This window comes from Pseudarcicella hirudinis, assembly GCF_900115665.1.
Lineage (GTDB): Bacteria > Bacteroidota > Bacteroidia > Cytophagales > Spirosomataceae > Pseudarcicella > Pseudarcicella hirudinis.
In genome coordinates this window covers 7,583-32,312 of record NZ_FOXH01000016.1, presented here as the reverse complement: position 1 = coordinate 32,312, position 24,730 = coordinate 7,583, and the positions used below count along the sequence as shown (strand labels likewise).

The window sequence follows — 24,730 nt, the reverse complement described above, 5'->3', positions numbered from 1 at the left end:
AGAAAGGCTGGCAGATTTTCTGCCAGCCTTTCTAATTTTACTCCGAAATAATCACTTTTTTAACTGCGGTATTAATTCCGTTTGATACCTGAACCAGGTACAAACCGGCAGTTAAAGAAGCATTTACCTGTATTTTCGGCGTATAAGGCAACATCTGCAAATGAACATTTTTTCCGGTTAAATCTGAAATACTGATTTGCACATCGATATTGGGGTTGAACCCCGGCAATTCTATGCTGAAAACTCCTTTATTTGGATTCGGAGCAATGATGATACTTTGCTCAGCCGTAAATTCCTTATCTTCTTCTCCCAGTCTTGCTCCTGAAGTAGATGTACCATACAAAATACCTCTTCCTCCGGTTGCCAGATAAACTCTTGAATAAGTTCTGGGATCGCCGATAATATCGTTAATACTGCCAAATTGATGAGTGGCATCATTGATTCTGGTCCAGCTTGCTCCGGAGTCGGTTGAACGGTAAAAACCATAGGTATTGTTAACATTTCCAACAATGTAAATAGCGGGATGAGTCTGTCCGACGGCTGCTTTCCCAAAGCCAACTTTTGAAACATTATTAACAGAAGTCACCTGAGTATAGCTAACCCCGGAATTTACTGATTTGTAAAATGCACCCGGTGAGGTCATCCATATTTCGCCTTCAATTCCGAAAACAGCTCTTAAATTAGCATCACCTGACTGATAACTTGGAACAGTCGGTAAACCGGAAGATTTTACGGAGAAAGTTGCTCCGCCATCAGTACTTCCGTAAATTTTTCCGTTAGCTGAATCATAGGCATAAAATTTATTGGAATTTACCCGGTCTGCTACTGGTTTAAGCCCTGCAGGCAATCCGGATGAGCTTGTCCAGCTATTTCCGTTATTGGTGGAATAATAAGCTGAAGAGGCTCCTTGCGGACACCAGACTATTCTTCCTGCATTTGCGGCCACGGCAATATTTCCTCCTCCCGTAGTTCCTGTCGGAAAGGTAGCAAAAGCTGTCCAGTTTGTACCTCCGTTTGTTGAATAGGCTCCGTAATTTCCTGAAGAATTATTAAATGTTCTGGCCATGAAAGCGGGTGTATTTTCTGCAAAATCAATGCTGGTATTTGTGCCATAAAGAGGGGCTAATCTTCCGGCTGTCGGCGATGCGTCGAGATTGTCATGTCTGAATCCATCAATATCACCGATTGCACTCAGTAAAGGAGCTCCTGAACCAGGACTGATTAATCCTAACGGAACTGTTTCTTCCAATCCTTTATTGAGAAAAGACCAGGTAACCGGCGAAGCAGTAATATTACCGGAATTATATACACCATAACCTGTGATAAACCAGGCACTGTTTGCATTAAAAGGGTCAATATCTACATCTCCGATCCAATGTGGGGTTGAACTTGCCGCATATGGTGCTAATGTATGGCTGTATGTTGCTCCGGTCAGAAGTGCTGTCCAGGTGTTTCCTCCATCTGTGCTTCTGTAGATTTCGTCTTTAGGATACCATCTGTCCATCGTACTGACCACTACAATATTGGCATTATTGGAAGCAACGGAGACACCTGCATAACCACCTTGTCCGGAAGGCGGGTTTAACTGCGTCCATTGATTGGTGGAAGTATTGAGTTTCCAGAATGCTCCGGCGGTGACACTGTTTGGACCGGGGCCATTGGAATAGGTAATATACATGGTATTATTCAGCAGAGCGGCATGATGTGGCATATTACCGGAAGGCTGTCCTGAAACGGCGGCCCATGTTGTTCCTCCGTCAGTACTTTTATAAAGATTTGTGCCTGATTGTAAGACCCCTGCATAAATAGTTTTGGTAGCTGTGCCGGATGAACTGCTGGTTTTGTCGAATTGAACAAAGGCAATTCCACCGGAACCTATTGCAGAGGTTGAAACGGGAAAGCTGGTAACCTTTGACCAGGTTGATCCATAATTAGTGCTTTTCCAGAGACCATCAGTACTTGAACCCAGAAATAATACACTTCCCAGGTTCGGATCGACCTGTAAGCGTTCCCCGGTTGATCGTCCGTCTTCATTACCGCCTAGTTTTATACTCAGACTGCTTCTGGTCCAGGTTGTACCCTTATCTGTTGAAGCATAAACGGCTCCGGTTCCGGCCCAGGATTGAGTATACATTCCGGTTGCCATATAAATCCTGTTGGCATCATTCGGGTCGGCTGCAATGCTTAGTACTCCCATGTCGTTTGAGGCAGAACTACCAATAAAATCTGAAAGTGGCGTCCAGGTACTGTTTGAGGAATTCCATCGATATGCTCCTCCTACATCAGTTCTGGCATAAATCAGGTTTTGCTGAGCCGGACTGTAAACTATGCCTGAAACAAATCCTCCACCGGATATCTGCACGTTTTTCCAGGTATATGCCGTACTGCTTTGTGCAGAGGATGGTTCGGTTGAGAGCAGGCAGACGGCCACGCTTAAACAAAAAAATCTGCCAAATCTCAGGAGTAGTTTTGACGTAGAAATGAAACTGTTTCTGGTGTAATTAATTTTCATAGCAATTGTATAGTTAAGTAAAAAATGTGAGGTTTATACCTGCTTTTACTGACAGGTATATGGATATAGTACAAATTTTACTTTATTATACAATATTTATTTCAGGGTAAGTCTGTAATTTGTAAATCAAGGGTTTCCCCTGATTTTTAAAAATTATGAGAAAAAGCAAGGAAATAATGTTGAAAATGAGGAAATTGTGGTTTAGAGTAAACGACAAAAATACTTTATCCTGATTTTAGCAGAAAATCAGATGGAGTATGTTTTACTTTAAAAACTCTTTTAGAGTAAATGAAACGTAAAGTTTCAATTCTAATTTTGGGTAAATTCGATTTTGGAAAAGCTGGCTAAATTTCTGCCAGCTTTTTTTCATGAAAAGAGGTTTCAGGAAGGAAGTTTTGATGAAATAATCTGAACGATATCCGAGGGTTTTTCTGCTATGAAATCAGGTTTATGCGGTTCTGCAATCTCCCGGAGGTCATAACCCCAATTCACCCAGATAACAGGAATACCTGCTTTGCGGCAAGCCTCAATATCTCTGACTTCATCACCTGCATAAATCACCTCAGAGGTATTCAGGCCTGAACTTTTGAGGAATTTACGAATCAGTGATTCTTTTCCGAAAATATTGGAAGAGCAGAAAATCTGTCTGATACAGCTTATACCTTGCAGATTCAGGAATGTCCTGATATTTTTCTCTGAATTACTTGAAATAATGACAAGTTCAAACCCTTGATTATGAAGTTGTTCCAGTACTTCCCTGATGCCATCAATTAAAACAAGCCTGTCGATTGATTTTTTGTAATCTTTCAGAAATTCAATGGCAATAAACGGAACTTTGTAAAGCGGGACTTTCAGGAAATTACAGCGTTCGGTAATTGAGAGTGTTCTGAGGTGTTCGATGTTTCCGGCATTGAGTTTTTGAAAACCCCGTTTTTCGGCAATCTGATTAAAAATATCAAGAAATACCTCTTTTGAATCGACAAGAGTGCCGTCAAAATCAAATGCAATATATTTTATCATGATTAGGATTAGAAAATGAATATTTCGCAAAAATATTCATTTCTCCTTATCCAACCAAAAAGACCACCATTGATTTAGAACCATGAGCTCCCAGAACGAGAGACTGTTCGATGTCAGCGGTTTTAGAAGGACCCGCAATAAAGGTACCGAAACCATATTCCGCCATGGCAATCCGTTTGTAAGCTTCGTGCATAGTCGGTTCTATTTCATTTTTGGGAATAATTACGGCTAAATTCTGGCAGATAAAAGGGGCAACCCGCAGACCCAGAATGTCTTCTGTTACCCATAAAGCTGAATTTTCGGCCACCCCAAAGTGCGCCCGGATAATGCAAAGCTCTACATTTTCCAACGTATGCGGATCCTCTGTCTGCCAGTTATTTTCTGCTATATCGCCAAAGTCAGGAAGGGTAGTAATGATCCGGTCAGAGGATTGATAGTTTTTGGCAATAATATCTTTAATTTCCTGGTAATTTCCGACCTCAATTGCTTCTCCGCCAATGCCTTGCAGAACTGTTTTGAACTGTTCCAAAGGATTATAGGTACTCTGATTCAAACCCGTTAAAACCGGAAGTACCCGGTTTTCCGGTTGATTTTTTTTGATGCCGGCAAGTATATTTTCTCTGCTCATTGTGTTTGTACTATCTCTGGAAGGTTAAAGTTCCTGAATGTCAGGCCATTTTAAACTTATCTGTTTTTCAGATACCATTCTCTGAAACTCTCTTTGGGAGGTTCCGGCATATCTCTTTGTTTATACCAGGGGTTAAGAGAGTTATTCACCAGAAAAGGGGTATTTTTCATAAACCATCTTCCGATTTTTCCACCATTCTGATACACTTTCGGGTGGGAAAGGGTAAAAGTCATGGCCTGCATGCCCAGCTTTTTTACCGGATCGGCATGACCTTCTTTTACCAGTACCTGACGCCATTTATAAAGCTGATCGTGAATATCAATTTTCACCGGACAGACATTGGTACACGAACCGCATAAAGTGGAAGCAAAAGGTAAATCTGCGTTTTTGGACATGTCCAGATTTGGTGCCAGGATGGATCCGATTGGTCCGGCTACGGCATTATGATAACTATGTCCGCCACTTCTGCGATATACCGGGCAGGTATTCATACAGGCTCCGCAACGGATACACTTCAGTGAATTTCTGAAATCTTCTCTGCCTAACTGGGTAGAACGGCCGTTATCAACGATTACGATATGCATTTCCTGACCTTCTCTCGGCTTTTTGAAATGACTTGAATAAGTTGTAATCGGCTGACCTGTTGCACTTCTGGCCAGTAACCTCAGAAAGACACCTAAATGTTCTCTTTTAGGTATTATTTTCTCAAAACCCATACAGGCAATGTGGACATCTGCCAGGTGAGCACCCATATCGGCATTCCCCTCATTGGTACATACCACAAATTCACCTGTTTCTGCAATAGCGAAATTTACGCCGGTGAGTGCAGCTTTACGGGTCAGGAATTTCTCACGCAGGTGTTCACGGGCCGCAGCGGTAAGGTAAACAGGATCTTTGTTACCCTTTTCGGTACCCAGATGAACATGAAAAGTTTCACCAACATCTTCTTTTTTCAGGTGGATGGCAGGTAGCACAATATGACTTGGCGGTTCTTCTCTGAGCTGCACAATTCTTTCTCCTAAATCCGTATCAATTACCTCGATGCCGTTTTCAGCAAGGTAGTCATTCAAATGGCACTCTTCGGTAAGCATGGATTTGCTTTTAACCATTTTCTGAACGCCATGTTTACTCAGAATATTATGAACAATACGATTGTGTTCATCTGCATCAGCAGCCCAGTGTACCGTAATACCGTTTTTCAGTGCATTTGCCTCAAATTGAACTAAATAATCGTGCAAATTGCCTAACACATTATGTTTGATCTGAGAAGCTGTTTCTCTGAGTAATTCCCATTCAGGCAGTTGAAACGCTGCCTTATCTCTTTTCTGACGAACCCACCACAATGTCTGGTCATGCCAGTCTACACGATCTTCGTCTTTATTGAAAGTAACAGAGAGTTCGGAATGTTTCATAGTTTTTGGCCGTAGGCTTTCGGCGATCAGCTACCGGCTTTTTATAGTATTTAAAATAAAGTCTTTTATCTTTCTTCTTTTGTCTAAAAATCTTGCCTCTGATCTAATTGGTGCTATTCAATATTTCAGCAATATGCACTGCTTTGATTTTACTGTTTTGTCTTTTCAAAATTCCCTCAAGATGCATCAGACAGGACATATCACCTCCGGTTATGTATTCTGCGCCGTTTTTGGTATGGTCAGTAATCCGGTCTTTTCCCATTTTTACTGAGATCGCTTCTTCTGCCACACAAAATGTTCCGCCAAAACCGCAGCATTCATCTTTCCGGTCAAGCTCAATCAGTTCCAGGCCTTCCACCATATTCAGTAAATAACCTGGTTTTGAAAAGCCCGGTGCATTCAGTTCCGACATCTGGGAGAGTTTCAGTCCTCTTTGTCCATGACAGCTTTGATGAACCCCGACTTTGTGGGGAAATCTGGCAGGAAGGCTTTCTATTTTCAGTACATCAGTGATAAACTCAACCAGTTCATAGACTTTTTTACGAATCTGTCCTGCCTGAGTTTCATACTGTTCTGAATGCAAATGTTCTTTAATATGAAGCGTACAGCTTCCTGAAGGGCAAACGATATAGTCGAAACCGGCAAAATTGTCAATAAAATTTTCGTTACAACCTCCGGTGAGATGCTCAAAACCTGAGTTTGCCATTGGCTGGCCGCAGCAGGTCTGATTGAGTGGAAAACCTACTTCTACGCCTAATTTCTCCAGCAGCTGAAGTGAAGCGATACCTACCTGCGGATAAAACTGGTCAACATAACATGGAATAAACAACCCTACTTTCATTGCGCTGTACAGATCTTCAGGTTTGAACCTGAAATTGCGTTAAAATAATAATAAAATATGCAGGTCCTTTATAAAAACAGGGACTGCGTTACCGAATAATGTCTCAGGTCTATCAGATCACCCGGAAGAGAGCGGCTGTTCCAATCTTTATGAATGGCAAGTGCTGCTCCCAGAGAAGTTGCCTGTGCAACGCTTGCTGCAAATACTTCAATTCCCGGAAAAGCCGCTGCCAGAAGATTCATATAAATCGGATTTTTGCCAAAACCTCCATCCACAAAAATTCTTTTTACCGGAGAGTTATTTAGTACAAGCTCGGTAGAGATCAGTTGCTGGGCAATTATATCCAGGATTAACCGGTGATAGGCTTCCTCATAATTTTCAAAAGCGGATAGCTCTCTGTGCCCGAACAATGATTCCTGCATCGGTGGCTTTCTCAGGTTCTCATATTCTCCGGCCGGATTTTCAGCGGAAGCATGCAGCTTCTGAATGATAGCCGCATCATAACCGATCTGTTTGTAATAATCCTGTTCTTTGCCGAAAAATTCCGACAAACGTTTAGTCTGTAATTCATGTTCATACCCGGCAAAAAGCCTGGATGCTTTAACTGGTTTTCCCTGAAAGTGCATGTAACACAAACAATCATACTGCAATTCCTCACTTGAAATAGGATTATGATTGAAAGGGTTCAGACTGATACACCATGTTCCTGTTGAAATAAGAATAAACGGCTCGTGAAAACTGCTTAAATATGGAATTAAAGCAGCAGAACTGTCGTGTAAACCAATTCCGACTTTACGGATTTGTTCCTTAACTTCTCTTTCGATTACTGAATCTGCCGGAAACAGAGGTGCCAGTTTTTCATCAATGCCTTCATTATGAACCCAGAAATGATAGGAATTTTCTTCAAAATTCCAAAGATTGGTATGGCAGCCAATACTTGTCAGATCTGAGTAATATTGATTTGTGACCAGAAAACTGACGAATTGCGGCAAATGTAACGAATACTTTATTTGCCTGAATAATTCCGGTTTTTCATGTTTGAGCCTGTATAAAATCATCCCTGAATTTAAACTGCCCAGAACTGGGGAGGCGGTAAGTTTTGAAAACTGTTTTTCTCCGCCGTAATTCTCATAAAACTGCTTTTTAAGCTCTTCCGGATAAGGTTTCAGGTAATTATACAAAGGAGCAATGCTTTTGCCATTTGCATCCAGATGTACGAAACTAGCACCGTAGGTTGAGAAATTAATCCCTTTTATGTCAAATTCAGTTAATGTCAGTACTTCTTCAAGAGAGGTTAAAAGCCAGTCAGACAATAAATTAAGGTCCTCGCATGGATCTCCGTCTTCATCTGCTGTTTCTGTAAACTGAGTTGATTTTTCCAGAACAATTTTATATTGTTCATCAAAAAGAAACAACTTTTTATTTGTTTTCCCGATGTCAAATATGGCACAAACCGATGTTTTCACAAGTTTTCAGGTAATTTTTTGGAATGAAAATCTCTCTTTCCCTGAAATACTTTCAATAGTAAGAGAAATATTTATGATTTTGTACTCAAAAAAAACAGGCATCTTTCCTAAAACAAAGAGCATTTTATCAAATTTCAACAACAAAACGGATGTTTTGCAACAGTTTTGGTTGAGAGAAATTGATGAAATGCTCTGTATTCTGACTGATAAAAGAATGACAATGTTGTATTCAGGTCTGACTGAACAGGTTGTTTTTAAAGTCCTGTTGAAACTGCTTTCGCACCTCTTTCGTTAATCAGGTTTTCACGTACTTTCAGGTTTCTGTACAAGGCAACCGGATTGAGTGCCGCACCTGCTCTCAAACGTGCTTCAGCTACCAAAGGCCGCACATCTGTTCTGAAGGCATTCTGTAAAATCTCCTGTGCTGCCACTACATCATTCTCGTCCTGTGCTTTATTCAAGGCAATACGGTCAACCGAAAGAGCCTGTGCATATGACATCATAATTGCTTCCACCGACTGCAAAAGATCTTCAAGAGGATCTTTGACGTTATGTGAGGCATCAATCATCCAGCCCAGATCTTTGGTATGATCCATTCCTCTGGCATCCATTCCATCTACCAATTCATTGAAAATCAGGAATAACTGGTATGGTTTGATGGCTCCTGCCGTTAGATCGTCATCTCCGTATTTGGAATCGTTGAAGTGGAAACCACCTAATTTACCTTCCATCAGCAATAAAGCAACAATTTGCTCAATGTTGGCATTCGGCAAATGATGTCCGAGGTCAACCAGCGTGAAAGCCTTATCTCCCAGTTTCTTGACATAAGAATAAGATTGTCCCCAGTCACCGACAGTAGTTGAATAGAAATTTGGTTCAAAAGCCTTGTATTCAAGGAATAATTTCCAGTTATCAGGAATGGCAGCATAAATTTCCTCCAGACTTTCGAGAGTATTCTGATAAGCTTTTCTGAAATTTAATTGTCCCGGAAAACAAGAACCGTCCGATAACCAGATGGTCAGCGAGTCTGAGCCGAGTTCGATGCCGTGTTTGATTACCTCAATATTATGTTCGATAGCCTGTTTACGAATGTCTCTATTCACATTCTGCAAAGAGCCGAATTTGTAAGTTTTTTCCTGACCGGGCTGATCCTGAAAGGTATTGGAATTTACCGCATCAAATCTTAATCCATGCTGTGCGGCCAGTACTTTGATTGCCTGAGGGTTTTGGGGAATGTCCCAGGGAATATGCAGAGAAATAGCTCCGCTTGAATTATTCAGTGCATGTAATAAGCCGACATCTTCAATTTTTTCTTCAAGAGAGCGGGGTTCGCCGCCACCTGAGAAGCGACCAAAACGCGTGCCTCCTGTACCCAGAGCCCAGGAAGGAATCGCAATCTGAAAATTTACCAACTTTTGAATAATTGCTTCTGAATTTTCAATTTCAGAGGAAATGAATGCCAGTTTACGCTGATGAGCTGATAACAAATCGTTATTATGGGCATCAATTTTATATTTTTCGAGCTGCATGTTTTTGGTCTTTAAGATTCAATTTTCGTTTTTATTAAGTGGTTTCATGAAACGAAAGCCGGAAATAATTGATTTACCGGAAATTATGCCAGATAGAAAACTTCTTTCAAAGGAGTGCTTACCGGAGAATGGTCAGGATTAGCATCCATAATATCTCCCATGTATTTCCACCATCGCTGCATTACCGGATGTGCCGGCAGTTCATCGAGGCGTTCCGGATTTTCAATTTTCAATACGCCGAACAGTGCGTAGGTTTCTTCATCCAGAAATATAGAATAATCTTCCACTCCGATACTTTTCAGCAAGGCTGTCAGTTCTTCCCAGATCTCATCGTGACGGCGTTGGTATTCCGCCGCCTGGTCACGATGTAACTGCATTTTAAAAGCTGCTTTTTTCATGGTTTTTCAGAAAAGAAGAAGATACATTTAATTATCGGTAAAAGCCCATTGCTACTCCGCCATCTACATTCAGTGCATTTCCGGTTGATTTGTTCAATAAACCACCCACAAAAGCAAAACAAGCATTGGCGATGTCATCCGGAAGGATAATCTCATTCAGTAATGTTCTTTTTGCGTAGTAAGCAGGCAACTCTTCTACGGTGATTCCATAAGCTTTGGCACGACCTTCAGCCCAGCCTCCGGCCCAGATATTTGAGTCAGAGATTACGGCATCAGGATTGACAGTATTTACCCTGATTTTATCTGCACCAAGTTCTGCTGCCATTAATCGGGTCAGATGAGCCTGGGCTGCTTTAGCTGAACCATAGCCAGGGTTATTCGGACCTGCAACCACTGCATTTTTTGAAACGATGTTTACAATATCACCTCCGAAACCTTGTTTTCTCATGATATTAATTCCTTCTTTTGAAACGAGAAACTGGCCTTTCACCAGAATATCATACAATCTGTCCCATTCTTCGATAGAATGTTCTGCGATGGATTTTGAGATACTGATTCCTGCGTTGTTAACGATAATGTCAACCCCTCCGAAAGCTAAAGCAGCCCCTTCCAAAGCCATTACAATTGATTCAGCACTGGTAACATCCAATAAAACCGAAGCTGCCGCATCTCTTCCGAATTTAGCCTGAAATTCTGCTTTTGCTCCTTCCAAACGCTCCAGGTTGATATCATTTATGACCACACAGGCACCTTCTTCTGCAAATCTTTTAGCAATTGCTTTTCCAATTCCTCCCGCACTGCCTGTAATCAAAGCGACACGGCCTGAAAGTGCTTTTGGCTTTGGCATTCTCTGTAATTTAGCTTCTTCCAAAAGCCAGTATTCAATATTAAAGGCTTCCTGACGAGGTAATGAGGTATATTCTGAAATGGCTTCAGCTCCTTTCATTACATTCACTGCATTGATATAGTATTCAGAAGCTAATCTGGCCGTGGTTTTATCTTTAGAAAAAGTAAACATCCCAACGCCCGGATAAAGAATTACCACGGGATTCGGGTCACGCATTGCCGGAGAATTATCATGTTTACACGAATTGTAATAATCAGAATACATCTGACGGTACGATTCAAAACCAGGCTGCAATCTTGCCTGAATGGCTTTTACATCTGAAAGATCCTCTTCCGGACTTAGTTCAAGAACCAAAGGAGAAATTTTAGTCCTCAGGAAGTGGTCAGGACAGGAAGTTCCCAACGGAGCAAGTTTACTTAAATCATTCGAATTAATAAACTCAAGAACACGCACATCATCGGTAAAATGGCCGATCATTTTTTGGTAAGATGAACAAAAACCCCTCAGAATAGGAGCGACCTTTGCCGCCTGTTTCCTGCGAAGTTCAGCTTCCAACACAGGGATTGCTGTATTTGTTCCTCCGAAAACCGGACCTTTTTTGCCATAATGGGCTTCAAGATAATCCGCACATTTTTCAATTACTTCGAGGGTATTGATATAACTTTCATAAGAAGTGTCACCCCAGGTAAACAGACCATGAGAACCCAACATAATTCCTTTCAGTCTGATACCCCGTGAAGCAGCTTCTTCCAGGCAATCACGTAATTGCAGACCCAGGTCGAACCCGGGACGCTGCCAGCCTACCCAGCCAATTTCTCCCTGAAACAAATCTTCAGTAATTTGTTTCCCGTCTTTCGCTGCGGCAATGGCAATCGCAGCATCCGGATGCAGGTGGTCTATATGTTTGAATGGCAGAAAACCATGCAAAGGCGTATCAATTGAAGGGGCCTTTGAAGCAAGATCAAAAATACAATGGTTGAAAAGCTCTACCATTTCATCCTCAAATTCAATACCTCTGTACACATTTTCAAGACTGTGTAAACGATCAAGATAAAGTGCCGCACAACCTGATTTCTTTAACGTTCCGATATCTCCTCCGGAACCTTTGATCCACATTACTTCTGTTTCAAGTCCGGTAAGAGGGTCTTTATCGGTTATTTTCACAGAAGTGTTTCCACCACCGTAATTAGTCAGACGAAGATCCGCTCCCAATAAATTAGAGCGATAAATGAAAAGTGCTACTTCGTCGCCAGCCAATTCAGCTGCTTTCGTCTCATCCCATAGGTAGCTAACATTGCGAAAGGTCGCTCCGGTTGATTGTTTTGTAATTTCCGACATTTTAATTGGAAGATTTAACGTATCAAAATTGTTCCTTATAATATTCTATGCTCTGTATGAATTGATGACCTGATCGAAACCAGTATCCGTAATCAGTTTTCGGTATTTTCTGTCTGTTTATAAGCTTCCTGTTGACAGATAATTGCCATAACCAACGATGAAAACAGACAGAATAACCACAATAATTCCAAAAATAATGGTTCGGAAAGTTTTGGCAGAAACGCCTTTCCATTCGTTGAAATAAATTCCCCATAAATTAGAGATGATGATTATACAAGCCATGTGTAAAATCCATGAACTGGCTCCGTTTCCTAATTTACTTTCACCCATGCCATAAAAGAAAAACTGTAAGAACCAGGTCGTTCCGGCAATAGCTGAGAAAAGGTAATTGCTTTTTAGGGGAGCTTTTTTGTTGGTGTAATCACCGAAAGTTTTATTTCTTGTATTCAAAATCATACACCAGATAAAGTTGGTAGTAAGGCCTCCCCAGAGAATTACGATGAAAATCACATTATTCTGAAAGAGTGGATTACATCCCTTTTCCACTGCAACAACAGCCATAGATTTTCCAGCTTCGATGCCAAAATTGAAACAGGCACTCAAAACCCCGGAAGTAATTGCCACGGCCAGACCTTTCCAAAGGTCAAATTCCGCAATACTTGCTGTTTTTTCCTCTTCGGATAAATCCCCTTCTTTCATCGTTCCTGCTTTTCCACAAAGAAAAATTCCCAGCAGACATACCGCCACACCCAGTAAAACAACCTGTCCTCCGCTGGTTTGAAGCATTCCTGAAAAAGTACCTTTTGTACCATCTCCGAAAAAATCCCGGTAAATCGGTGGAATCAGGGCACCGAAAGCCGAACAGAATCCTAATACAATTGACATGCCCAGTGACATTCCCAGATAGCGCATTGATAAACCAAAGGTAAGCCCTCCGATCCCCCAAAGTACTCCCAAAATATAAGTCCAGAAAAGAATAGATGTATCGGTTGCTTTTATAATTTCCATGAAGTCCGGTATCGTAAGAAAGGCGGCGACAAAGGGAACAATAAGCCATGAAAAAATCCCGCCGACAATCCAGTAGCTTTCCCAGGACCAGTCTTTTACTTTTTTGAAAGGAATGTAAAAACTTCCGGAAGCAAAGCCACCGATAAAATGATAAATTACACCGAAAAGTACCTGCATCTAAATTTTGAGTTTGAGATATGTAATTGTATTTGAATTATATTTAATTGCACTACAAAGTTACTTTTACGACTTAGGATTACCGTCATGCACCATCATGCTAGTTTGTAATCAGGAGTAGTATAAACATTTCAACAAGGATTTTTAATCTGGATGATCATTTGTTTTAGTAATATTTAAGGGTTTGTAAGACAGTGGATTAGACATTTGTTTTGAAGGTTGAAATGTATTAAGATAATTTTTAATTCCGCTGCTACAGAGGTTTTAATATTATCAAATCTTCATGAAAAATTTATGTGAAGCGATAGGCTGAATAGTATTAAATATAAAAGCCGAAATATATTAATTCTACCCGGATTTCAGGAAACGGACTGAGATAATATGAAATTTCCGGGATTGACTCCAAATCCGGCAATAGACATTTTCCGAAGGACTTCTGAAGGCATTTGTTTGTACTCTTGAAAATGCAAGCGTTACCGACAACGTTTGCGTAAAATTATTCCGGGGTTTTAGCTGAAATCTTTTATTTCCTGCTTACTATTACCGAAAGAGAGAGTTAACCGCATAATTATCTCCTGTTTCATAGAAAAATAAAATTGTACTTTTAAAATATTATGTCAATACTAAAATCATTTGATCTTACCGGGAAAATTGCTTTGGTAACAGGTTGTAAAAGAGGTATCGGAAAAGCTATGGCAATGGCTCTTGCCGAAAGTGGTGCAGATATTATCGGCGTTTCTGCCTCACTTGAATTACAGGATAGTGAAGTAGAAAAGGAAGTAAAAGCCTTAGGTCGTTCGTTTAAAGCCTATCAGGCCGATTTTGGAAAAAGACCTGAAGTGTATGCTTTTATTGAAAAGGTAAAAGCTGATTTTCCGAAGATTGATATTCTGATCTGCAATGCCGGAACAATTATGAGAAAACCTGCTGCCGAACATCCGGATGAATACTGGGATCAGGTGATTGAAGTAAATCTGAATGCACAGTTTGTATTGAGTCGTGAATTTGGTAAATCCATGATTGAAAATGGCGGAGGAAAAATCATTTTTACTGCCTCATTACTTACTTTTCAGGGTGGTGTGAATGTGCCGGGTTATTCTGCAAGTAAAGGAGCATTGGGAAGTCTTGTGAAAGCATTGGCCAACGAATGGGCTTCGAAAAATATCAATGTAAATGCCATTGCTCCGGGTTATATTTCAACCGATAATACCGAAGCATTAAGAAATGACACTGAAAGAAGTCAGTCTATCCTCAGCAGAATTCCGGCCGGAAGATGGGGGGAAGCAGAGGATATGAAAGGAGCAACGATTTTTCTGGCATCAGATGCCTCAAAGTATGTAAACGGAACGATTATTACGGTAGATGGTGGCTGGATGGGAAGGTAATTCAGGATTTTATCTGAAGAGTTATCTGTTTTAATATTGCTCATTTTGATTATTATTTCTGTTTTTCATGTATAGAAGATTATTTTTAAAGTCGGTCGGTGCTACAGGTCTGACCTCATTTTTTTCGGGAAATACGGCACCTGGCTCTCCGGCTTCACCTGCCCCGGAAGGAAATACCCGTAAAATTTGGGTGAGTATGGTTGACAGGCTGGCTCAGCCTTTGCTTACAGCGTTGGCGAATGACGAATTAAAAGTGAAAATGCCGGTTGAAGCTATTACAGATGACCGTAAAAATTTCACCCATCTTGAGGGTTTTGCCAGGTTACTTTCCGGTATTTCTCCCTGGTTAAATCTGACGGAAAACCTTGATAAACAGGAAAGTGATCTGAGGAAGAAATATTTTGACCTGGCTTTGAAAGGACTTTCCAATGCTACTGATCCTCAGGCGAAAGATTACATGAATTTTGACAGGGGTGGTCAGGCTTTAGTGGATGCCTCCTTTTTAGCCCATGGCCTGATCCGTTGTCCGAAATTATGGGAAAATAGTGACGGGCAGACGAAAAACAATGTTTATAAAGCATTTCTCTCTTCCAGGAAAATCAAACCTGGAAGGAATAACTGGTTGCTTTTCAGCGGAATGATTGAAGCGTTTTTCCTGAAATATGGTTTTGAATATGATAAAGTGAGACTGGATTATGCCATATTTCAACATGAACAATGGTACAAAGGCGACGGGATGTATGGTGACGGACCTGATTTTCACTGGGATTATTACAATAGCTTTGTAATTCAGCCATATCTTACGGATATTTTGAAATTACTGATTACAAAAGATGAATCATATAAGCAGACTTATGAAAGTATAATGGCCAGAGCGATCCGTTATGCTGAAATTCAGGAAAGACTGATCGCTTCAGACGGGACGTATCCTATTATAGGCCGCTCAATTACTTATCGGGCCGGTGCTTTCCAAAACCTGGCCAATATTGCTTTGCAGCAAAAGTTGCCTGCTAATATCAGCCCCGCACAGGTACGCTGTGCCCTGACTGCCGTTTTGAAGAAAACTACTGAAAGTAAAGCAAATTTTGACCAGAACGGCTGGCTGACAATCGGAGTGAACGGACATCAGCCCCAACTTGGTGAAGGATATATTTCAACCGGAAGCCTTTATTTATGTTCGACGGCTTTTCTGCCTCTGGGTTTACCATCTACTGATGAATTCTGGGCTGCTCCTGATGCTGAATGGACCTCAAAAAAGGTTTGGCAGGGAGGCGATTTAAAAGCAGATCATGCTATAAAATAGTTTTTCAGACATATTTTCTAAAAAGCTCTTTCCTGTAAGTTTATTCAGGAAGGAGTTTTTTATTTATACTCCGTATTAAAATCTGTCTTTAGACCTCTATTTTATTGGAGGCCTGCAAATATTCTTTCTGATAAGTTACAGGAGTTTTTCCGGTAATGGTTTTAAACTGTCTGTTAAAATTCGAAACAGTATTGAATCCGCTTTCATAGCAAATCTGCAAAACAGTCATTCTGTCGGCCAGCAGGAGCTTACAGGCATGTCCGATTCTGACGCCACTCACAAAATCTGAAAATGTTTTATTGGTTCTGTTCTTGAAATAACGACAGAATGCCGCCTCACTCATTCCGGCCAGCGAAGCCACCTCGTTTAACCGGATTTCCTGTTTAAAATGTTTCATTACGTATTCATGCACTTTTTGCATCCTTTCTGTTTCTGAAACTTTATGGGTATTTACGTATCCTAAACTTGTAATGTATTCAAAATCATTGGAATGCGAGAGCTTATTGAGAATTTCAAGCAGTTTTAATACACAATCAAAACCGTTTTCCTGTAAAAGATTCTGCATGGATTCCCGGAGGTAAGTTCTCATTTCTCCCTTAATATCCATTCCTCTGAAACTATTGGCCAGTAATTGTTTGAGACTGTACATTTCAGGTTTTTCAAAGAAGTCTTTTCCTAAAAAATCCTCAGTAAAATAAATGACAATTCCCCTTGTTTTCAATTGATTATTTCCTTCAAAATAGTTCTTGTCGCTCCGCCACAAATGAGGCAGATTAGGCCCTAAAAAGACCGTATCTCCCGGCTCAAAATGCCTGATGTCATCTCCGATAAAGCGGGTACCTTCTCCCTCAAAAACTGAAAAAAGCTGATAATGCGGGTGAAAATGCCAGTTTGGGTCAAAATAAGGGTCATTCAGCTCCGTCATCGTAAAAGAGTATACAGAACTTTCAACGTTTTTCTTTAAAAGAGCTTTCATTGTGAATGTTAAGTGAATTTTTGCTTTAAGAAGACGCAAATTAATTTAAATTGGTCAAAATACAGTCATTAGTGGTAAAAACAGGCTTATTTTTTAGTACTTTTTTGTTATAATATTGCATTGTGAAAATACACAATGAACGATAAAAATTAAGAAATGAAGTTAGGGATGAATCTCCTGTTATGGGGAACGGATATAGATGAATCTTTATTTCCGGTATTGGAACAGATAAAAGCGATTGGTTTTGACGGGGTGGAGGTCCCGATTTTTGATGTAAACCCTTCCAGCTGGGAAGCCTGGGCTGTAAAGCTGGATGAATTAGGACTTGATCGTGTGGCTGTAACTTTCTGCGGGCCGGATCTGAATCAGATCAGTCCTGATCCGGAGATGAGAAAAAAGACCCTCGAACGTAACAAGAAAGCCATTGAATGTGCCTCAGTGTTGGGAGCAAAGATGCTTACCGGTCCTTATCATTCCGGTCTGAGTGTTTTTTCGGGTAAATCTGCTACAGAACAGGAATGGAAATGGGCTGTTGAAAGTATCAGAGAGCTGGCTGAATATGCCCGGGATTTTGAGATTACCCTCGGAATGGAATATCTCAATCGTTTTGAAAGCTATCTCATTACCTCAGCGGAGGAACTTGTTCGATTTGTGGAGGAGGTTAATCATCCGAATTGCCGGTTAATGTTTGACACTTTTCATGCAAATATTGAAGAGAAAGATTTGGGAAATGCACTCAGACTTTGTTCAAAAGACCTGATTCATGTTCAGATTTCAGAAAATGACAGAAGTACACCCGGAAAAGGGAATATTAACTGGGAATCTGTTTTCGATGCCCTGGAGGAAATTAATTATGATGGCTGGTTAAGTATTGAGGCTTTCAGTACTAAACTGGCTGCCGCTAATATCTGGAGAAAAATGTTTACTTCCGAGGAACAACTGATGCAGGACGGATTTGAATTTATGAAAGCTATGCTCAGCCGGGAGAAAACCTTAAAAGTATAATTTCAATTCAATACTGGTCTTCCTGAAAACAGACCATATTATTTAAAAACAAATTTAACAGTAACAATGACAAAGAAACTGAATATCGCAATCGTCGGGCTGGGCTTCGGAGCAGAATTTATTCCTATTTATCAAAGACATCCTCTGACAAATATGTATGCCATTTGTCAGAGAAATGAAGAAAAACTGAATCAGATCGGAGATGCGTTTAACATTGAAAAACGTTATTCAGATTATGATGAATTACTGGCTGATCCTGAAATAGATGCAGTTCACATTAATTCTCCGATTCATAATCATGCTGAGCAGAGTCTGAAGGCTTTAAGAGCGGGAAAGCATGTTGCCTGTACGGTTCCGATGGCAACAACAATTGAGGAATGTCTTGAAATTGTAAAAGCTTGCCGTGAATCAGGGAAGAAATATATGATGATGGAAACAGTGGTGTACGCACGTGAGTTTCTGTTTGCCAAAGAATTATATGAAAAAGGTGAGCTTGGGAAAGTTCAGTTTCTGAAAGCCAGCCACCAGCAGGATATGGACGGATGGCCGGGTTATTGGCCGGGTTTACCGCCGATGCACTATGCTACCCACTGTGTTGGCCCGGTTTCGGCTTTATTGAAACTGGAAGCTGAATATGTTTCCTGTTTTGGTTCGGGAACCATCCGTGAAGAATTGATTGAACATTATAATTCTCCTTTTGCCATTGAAAGTGCCCATATTAAGTTTAAAGACAGTGATTTAAGTGCGTATGTGTATCGCTCTTTATTTGATGTTGCCCGTCAGTATCGTGAAAGTTTTGAAGTTTACGGCTCTCAGAAATCATTTGAATGGCCATTAATTGAAGGAGAAGATCCGGTTATTCATACTGCTAAAAAACCGGAACATGAGATTCCGGAAAGAGTAAAAGTGCCTGATTACGGACATTTGTTACCGGAAGAAATCAGAGATTTTACTACAAAAGGTGTTTATGACCTTGGTGAAAACAATCACCTTTCTTTTACACAGGGAAGCGGACACGGAGGCTCTCACCCGCATCTGGCACATGAGTTTGTTTCGGCTATTGCAGAAGACCGCGAACCTTTTCCGAACGCCTGGCAATCAGCTAACTGGACAAGTGTCGGAATCCTGGCGCATGAATCTGCTATGCAGGGAGGAAAGATTTTAAGTCTGCCTGATTATAAAAATGCCTGATTACCTGAACAGATACATGTCATTTTCAACCTCTGAAAATGACATGTGTTTTTCGGGAATATTAACCGATATAAGAGATTAAATATAAACTCATGAAAAAACTAATTTTGGGAGTAGTATTGGTATTGGGTTGGATTTCCTGCACCAACCGGTCAGTGCCTGGCCAATCGGCGGCTGCCCAAACCGAAGCAATAAAAGCCCGCAGAATTGAAATTTTGTTTTTAGGGGATAATGGCCACCACCAGCCTGCAGAGCGCGTCCCTGCTATCATGTCTGCTTTGGGAAGTAAAGGCATAAATATTACGTATTCAGACAAGCTGGAAGACCTGAACACTGCCAATCTTAATCAATACGACGGCTTATTGATTTATGCCAACTGGGATACAATTGCTCCTGCACAGGAAAAGGCCCTGACAGATTTTGTGGCCTCCGGCAAAGGATTAATCCCGGTGCATTGTGCTTCATACTGCTTTAGAAATTCCCCTGAATTTGTAAAAATGGTTGGGGGACAGTTCTGGAGACACAGAATGGATACGATTCAGGCCGAAATTACACAGCCTGCTCATTCGGCTATGCTGGGTGTAAAAGCGCCAAGAGTTTATGACGAAACCTATCTCCACAGTCAGTTACAACCTGATAATAATGTGTTGATGGTTCGTGAAATTAAGGCAGATCAGGAAAAAGATAAGCCTGGTCAGAAAACAGAGCCTTATACCTGGACAAGATCTTATGGAAAAGGAAGAGTTTTCTATACGGCATATGGTCATGATGACCGTACCTGGAATAATGCAGATTTTATTACTTTACTGGAAAAAGGTATTCTTTGGGCAGTAGGAGACAAGGTGAAAAAAGCTCACGATGCCCTTAGCCCTGAACCATTTACATTCAGAGAGGCAAAACTTCCGAATTATGAAAAACGCCCTGGTCCGCAATTGCAGCAAGGAGCTTTAAATCCTGAAGAATCGGTGAAACATATTCAGGTTCCGGTTGAATTTGATCTGTCGGTATTCGCCGCAGAGCCAAATGTAATGCACCCGATCGCCATGTCATGGGATGAGCGTGGCAGATTATATGTACTTATTACAAAGGATTATCCGAATGAACGTAAAGATCAGGGAGGAAGTGATTACATTCTTATTTGTGAAGATACCAATAATGATGGAAAAGCTGATAAATTCTCAAAATATGCAGAAGGATTAAGCATTCCGACCGGAATGGTTTTTGCCAATGGCGGATTGATTGTTACACAGGCTCCCCATGTACTTTTTCTGAAAGATACTGACGGAGATGATAAAGCCGATGTTAAGAAAATTCTCTTTACAGGTTTCGGTACTTCTGATACACATGCAGGCCCTTCCAATTTACATTACGGATTTGACAACTGGATCTGGGGATGTGTCGGATATTCAGGTTTTAAAGGAAAAGTCGGAAGTGATTCTTTGAAATTTTCTCAGGGTTTTTACCGGTTTAAACCAGATGGTTCCAGACTGGAATACATGACCGGTACTTCCAATAATACCTGGGGTTTTGCTTTTAATGAAACAGGTGATGTATTCGGTTCAACAGCCAACAATTCTCATGGCTGGTACATGGCGATTCCTAATCAGGACTTTAATTCAGCACCCGGACTTGAAAATGGCAGCCGAAGCATTGATACGCATAAAGATATGAAGCCGATTACACCCCGGATTCGTCAGGTGGATGTTTTCGGAGGCTTTACGGCCGCAGCAGGACATAACTTTTATACAGCCCGTTCTTTCCCGAAAAAATACTGGAATAAAATAGCTTTTGTATGTGAACCAACCGGACACCTTGTACATCAGAATGTGATCGTGAAAAATGGTACTGACTATCAGGATTCAGAAGGCTTTAATTTATTGGCAGGGGCAGATGAGTGGGTTTCTCCGGTTTTTGCTGAGGTAGGACCAGACGGTGCGGTATGGATTGCAGACTGGTATAGTTTTATCATTCAGCATAATCCTACGCCTAAAGGATTTAATAATGGACTGGGAAATGCATACGATACGGATTTGAGAGATTATACACACGGCAGAATTTATCGTGTAGGCTATAAAGCAGCACCAGCGTATAAAGCTTTAAGTCTGAGTAAAGATCGCCCGCAGGAATTGATTGCCGCCTTGAAAAATGACAACATGTTCTGGAGATCTCATGCACAAAGACTTTTAGTGGAAAGAGGACAAAAAGATATTGTACCACAATTGATCGAGTTGGTAAAAGACCCTTCTCTGGACGAAACAGGTATAAATCCTTCGGCAATTCATGCCATCAGAACCTTACAGGGACTGGGTGCTTTAGACGGATCTGATGAAAGTGCATTAAAGGCTGTAATTTCAGCTTTGAAACATCCTTGTGCGGGCGTTCGTAAAACTGCGGTTCAGGTTTTGCCTTTGAACAGTGCTTCAGTTCAGACAATCCTGAATGAAAAAGTGCTGGAAGATAAAGAGTCGTTAGTGGTACTGAATGGTTTGCTGGCATTGTCAAAAATGCCTTTAACGTCTGCTTCTGAATCGGCTATTTTGAGCCTTCTGGAACAATCCAGAGAAACAAGTGACCGCTGGCTTCCCGATGCCTTTGCCTGTGCAGTAACAAGCCACGATGGTAAGTTATACAAAGAATTAATTCAGAAACTGATGGCAAAATCTTCTGTTCAGCCGAAAACAACTTCTGAAGGAATGAGTAGTCATGATCATGCTTCGATGAATCATTCAGCCCCTAAAGTTGAGGAGAAAAGTGCAGCAGCTTCTGCAAAACCTGATATTACAATAACTGATGTCAGAATTACGCCATCTTCACCGATTGTCAGAGAAGGTATAAGTATTGCGATTGAGCTGACTAATAACGGTTCAGCGATACCAAAAGGTACAATTGTTCCGATTAGTATCCGTATAGAAGGAGCAGGACAAAAAGTTGATCTGGTAAGTAAAGAACTGGACGGTCTGGGAGCAGGAGAGTCATACACAATCACCAAAGGGAATAATGGCCCCTGGGTTGGGAATTTAGGGTTTTTCTCAGATAAACCGGGGAATTACAGCATCTCAATAGAAGTTGACCGCGAGAATCTTGTTGCTGAAAGTAATAAAAGCAATAACTCCAAAGTAAAGAAATTCACTTATAGTGTGCCGAAGGAAATGACCACATATGTGCTGGAAAGAGCTACAAAAAGCTATACTTCAATTGCTCCGGTTGATTCTGTATTGTCTCTTCTGAAAAAAAGCCGCAATATGGATGAAAGCAATGCATCTGCGATTGTAAAAGGCGTTTCTGATGGCTGGAATCCAAAGCGGAAAGAAACATTGACTGCCCAGGACAAAGCGTTTTTGGTTTCATTGAACAATTCGGTTTCGGAGGATAATAAAGTGAGATTCGGTAAATTACTGACGGCTTTGGAGGTTAGTTCTGAGAAGGAGGTAGTTGACCCGAATGTGCAGATTGTGAAAATCAAGTCAGTACATGAAGCCATGCAGTATGACAAAAAAGAGTTTACTGTAATTGCAGGAAAACCGGTAGAACTTACATTTGAGAATCCGGATAATATGCAGCATAACCTTGTAATCGGCAAACCTAAATCGACTGAAATTATTGGAAATGCTGCAGATAAGATGATTACTGCTAAAGACGGAGCTGACAGAAATTATGTTCCTTCAATTCCTCAGGTAATTGCTGCGACTCCATTGGTAAATCCAAATCAATCATACAAGCTGAAGTTCACAGCCCCTGCACAGGCAGGCGATTATCCATTCATTTGTACATTCCCGGGGCACTGGAGAATAATGAGTGGAGTTATGAAAGTTTTAAACAAGTAGTTTTTCACGGAGTTTTCTAAAAAAGCAGGCAATTTGTCTGCTTTTTTATTTTATTACCGGTTCCGGCTTTCCTTCCTTCTTAATTACACAAGCAATCTCCCTATGTGCCCTATGTTCCTATGTGGTTAAGGCCACCTGGCAGAACCCCTATGTGCTCTATGTTCCTATGTGGTTACAAATCAGAGCATAATCCCTATGTGCCCTATGTTCCTATGTGGTTGCAATGATTCCCCGATTGATTTAAGCTATATTATGCTGCATAACATAGAGGGTAGACGAAAATGTCTTTTTTGTTAATCTATTAGTCTTTTTTGCATTATTTCTGGCTGAATTATTGACATGTGTTTTTTTAGATTAAGATTATCACTTATCCCGACTCTACTGTGATAATAATATTTGATTTATTCTGTACTCTGTAACACACGAGGATACTTTGGATACGCTCTTTATAGAGCAGAAAATGTATAATTGTATTTATTAATTATCATACTATTAGAACAGAAGTATTATATAACTCCACGATCCGATAAGCTGAGAATAGTGCATATCGTTGTTGTGCAAAGATAATACTTGATTTTTCATGCTTATTTAAACTGTTAAAACTAATGTCAAAGAGAATATTCAAATGGTTTCGAATTACTGTTTATTATTGTTGGGCTATGCTGCTACTTGTTTCAAGTGCCAGTGCACAAGGACCAGGTGAAAATGTAGGTAACGGTCGTTACAGTACCTATAATTATACAGTATCGCTTCAGGATAAAGCATTTTGGACCACGGCTCGTAATTATCCGCCAGGGTATTTTGTTGCCGATGGTACTGGTCCAAATGGTGGTGGGAAGTTTATTAATGGTGATGATTTCCATAATATAAACGGCTACTTAATGCACATTGTTGGTGCTGCTAATCAAGGCTTAATCTTTCCGGTAGGCTCTGGTACAGACTTACGGACACTTACCACAAGCGGCTCTATTCCTGTTAACATGGCTATAGCCACTGCATGGATGGTCGGTGACCCTAGCACTACACTAGATCCTACAGATTATCCACCTAATGCCACACACAGCATTAAAGCCCTGGCGTCGGGCATTGCTGCAGTAAGCCCTTCCGGCCAGTGGGACTGGTTTCCACAAGGCGGTTCTGTTAATGGTGTAACAGTTACGGTTTCCATTCCTAATATGAGTGACTTCGCAAGTGCAGACAAACTGCGGCTAGTGGGCTGGAATGGAACCCAGTGGATAGCTCTGGGTACTGAGGGTGCGAGTACAAATACTGAAAATGCTGCTTTGAGCGGAACCATGATGAACGGCGTTACCGCCATAGCGATTGGCACTACTGCTCTCTCTTCCTGTGCAACAATAAGCAGCATAGTTAAGACTAATCCTCAAAATACCTGGAAAACAGATGGAGCCATTACACTATCTGGACTTACCGCTGCAAATAGTTATGCTATCAAATATAGCTTTAACGGAATCGTGCAGACTTGGACTGCCAATATAGTTGATGCCTCGGGGAATATAAAAATAACCGGCTTCACTAAAGGTACATACGATAATTTTATCCTCCGAAATACCGATACAGGCTGTTCTACAGATGTGTTAAATGGTGGATCTGTGGTATTAACAGACTAGTGTTTACGTAAGTTATTTTCTTCACACCTGGCTGCTGATCAAATTGGGGTCAGGAAAGAAATGCCGTTAAGAGTAAAACCAACCCTAACCCGAATATGTAAACCCTCAGTCTTTGATTGAGGGTTTTTTATGAAATATACCCTCTTTCAGATTAGAAATCCAAAAGTGCTAATGCTTATGGAGTAAGTACTTAATATCCCTATGTGCTCTATGTTCCTATGTGGTTACAAATCAGAGCATAA

17 protein-coding genes are annotated in these 24,730 nt (G+C 40.8%); 6 read left to right on the top strand and 11 right to left on the bottom strand.

Annotated elements, in window-relative coordinates:
- Positions 1 to 37: 37 nt before the first annotated feature.
- The 10 genes from BM179_RS21045 to rhaT all read right to left on the bottom strand — a co-directional run bounded on the left by BM179_RS21045 (position 38) and on the right by rhaT (position 13,176).
- Positions 38 to 2,512, bottom strand: a complete 2,475-nt coding sequence (locus BM179_RS21045) for a T9SS type A sorting domain-containing protein (RefSeq protein ID WP_092019154.1) — start codon at positions 2,510 to 2,512, stop codon at positions 38 to 40.
- 381 nt (positions 2,513 to 2,893) lie between these two features.
- A complete protein-coding gene (locus tag BM179_RS21040; RefSeq protein WP_092019153.1) occupies positions 2,894 to 3,532 on the bottom strand; it encodes an HAD-IA family hydrolase in 639 nt (212 codons plus the stop codon).
- Between the two features lie 46 nt (positions 3,533 to 3,578).
- Positions 3,579 to 4,160, bottom strand: a complete 582-nt coding sequence (locus BM179_RS21035) for a LutC/YkgG family protein (protein WP_092019152.1) — start codon at positions 4,158 to 4,160, stop codon at positions 3,579 to 3,581.
- A 56-nt stretch (positions 4,161 to 4,216) separates the two neighbouring features.
- On the bottom strand, positions 4,217 to 5,572 hold the full coding sequence (locus tag BM179_RS21030) for a lactate utilization protein B (RefSeq protein WP_092019151.1): 1,356 nt from the start codon (positions 5,570 to 5,572) through the stop codon (positions 4,217 to 4,219).
- Positions 5,573 to 5,675: 103 nt separating this feature from the next.
- Positions 5,676 to 6,413 carry a (Fe-S)-binding protein gene (locus tag BM179_RS21025; RefSeq protein ID WP_092019150.1) on the bottom strand — a complete coding sequence of 246 codons (738 nt, stop codon included), beginning with the start codon at positions 6,411 to 6,413 and terminating at the stop codon, positions 5,676 to 5,678.
- 68 nt (positions 6,414 to 6,481) lie between these two features.
- A complete protein-coding gene (locus BM179_RS21020) occupies positions 6,482 to 7,879 on the bottom strand; it encodes an FGGY-family carbohydrate kinase (protein WP_092019149.1) in 1,398 nt (465 codons plus the stop codon).
- Positions 7,880 to 8,133: 254 nt separating this feature from the next.
- A complete protein-coding gene (locus BM179_RS21010) occupies positions 8,134 to 9,408 on the bottom strand; it encodes a sugar isomerase (RefSeq protein ID WP_092019147.1) in 1,275 nt (424 codons plus the stop codon).
- A gap of 83 nt (positions 9,409 to 9,491) precedes the next feature.
- A complete protein-coding gene (rhaM, locus tag BM179_RS21005; protein WP_092019146.1) occupies positions 9,492 to 9,806 on the bottom strand; it encodes an L-rhamnose mutarotase in 315 nt (104 codons plus the stop codon).
- A gap of 31 nt (positions 9,807 to 9,837) precedes the next feature.
- Positions 9,838 to 11,991, bottom strand: coding sequence for a bifunctional aldolase/short-chain dehydrogenase (locus tag BM179_RS21000; RefSeq protein ID WP_092019145.1), 2,154 nt, complete (start codon positions 11,989 to 11,991; stop codon positions 9,838 to 9,840).
- Positions 11,992 to 12,108: 117 nt separating this feature from the next.
- On the bottom strand, positions 12,109 to 13,176 hold the full coding sequence (gene rhaT / locus BM179_RS20995) for an L-rhamnose/proton symporter RhaT (protein WP_092019144.1): 1,068 nt from the start codon (positions 13,174 to 13,176) through the stop codon (positions 12,109 to 12,111).
- 614 nt (positions 13,177 to 13,790) lie between these two features.
- Here rhaT and BM179_RS20990 point away from each other — a divergent pair.
- Positions 13,791 to 14,561 (top strand): SDR family oxidoreductase, encoded by a 771-nt coding sequence (locus BM179_RS20990; RefSeq protein WP_092019143.1) that lies wholly within the window; start codon positions 13,791 to 13,793, stop codon positions 14,559 to 14,561.
- 67 nt (positions 14,562 to 14,628) lie between these two features.
- Positions 14,629 to 15,864: a DUF2264 domain-containing protein gene (locus tag BM179_RS20985; RefSeq protein ID WP_092019142.1), complete on the top strand. Its 1,236-nt coding sequence runs from the start codon at positions 14,629 to 14,631 to the stop codon at positions 15,862 to 15,864.
- Between the two features lie 88 nt (positions 15,865 to 15,952).
- Here BM179_RS20985 and BM179_RS20980 read toward each other — a convergent pair whose 3' ends face one another.
- Positions 15,953 to 16,840: an AraC family transcriptional regulator gene (locus BM179_RS20980; protein WP_092019141.1), complete on the bottom strand. Its 888-nt coding sequence runs from the start codon at positions 16,838 to 16,840 to the stop codon at positions 15,953 to 15,955.
- Positions 16,841 to 16,996: 156 nt separating this feature from the next.
- On the opposite strand from BM179_RS20980, the gene BM179_RS20975 reads away from it, so the two are divergent.
- The 4 genes from BM179_RS20975 to BM179_RS20960 all read left to right on the top strand — a co-directional run bounded on the left by BM179_RS20975 (position 16,997) and on the right by BM179_RS20960 (position 24,488).
- The gene (locus BM179_RS20975; RefSeq protein ID WP_092019140.1) at positions 16,997 to 17,845 is read left to right on the top strand and encodes a sugar phosphate isomerase/epimerase family protein; all 849 of its coding nucleotides are present in this window, start codon (positions 16,997 to 16,999) and stop codon (positions 17,843 to 17,845) included.
- 66 nt (positions 17,846 to 17,911) lie between these two features.
- Positions 17,912 to 19,036, top strand: a complete 1,125-nt coding sequence (locus BM179_RS20970) for a Gfo/Idh/MocA family protein (RefSeq protein WP_092019139.1) — start codon at positions 17,912 to 17,914, stop codon at positions 19,034 to 19,036.
- Positions 19,037 to 19,128: 92 nt separating this feature from the next.
- On the top strand, positions 19,129 to 22,860 hold the full coding sequence (locus BM179_RS20965) for a PVC-type heme-binding CxxCH protein (RefSeq protein ID WP_092019138.1): 3,732 nt from the start codon (positions 19,129 to 19,131) through the stop codon (positions 22,858 to 22,860).
- A gap of 659 nt (positions 22,861 to 23,519) precedes the next feature.
- Complete coding sequence (locus BM179_RS20960) at positions 23,520 to 24,488, top strand: hypothetical protein (RefSeq protein ID WP_143095290.1); 969 nt, start codon at positions 23,520 to 23,522, stop codon at positions 24,486 to 24,488.
- Positions 24,489 to 24,730 lie beyond the last annotated feature (242 nt).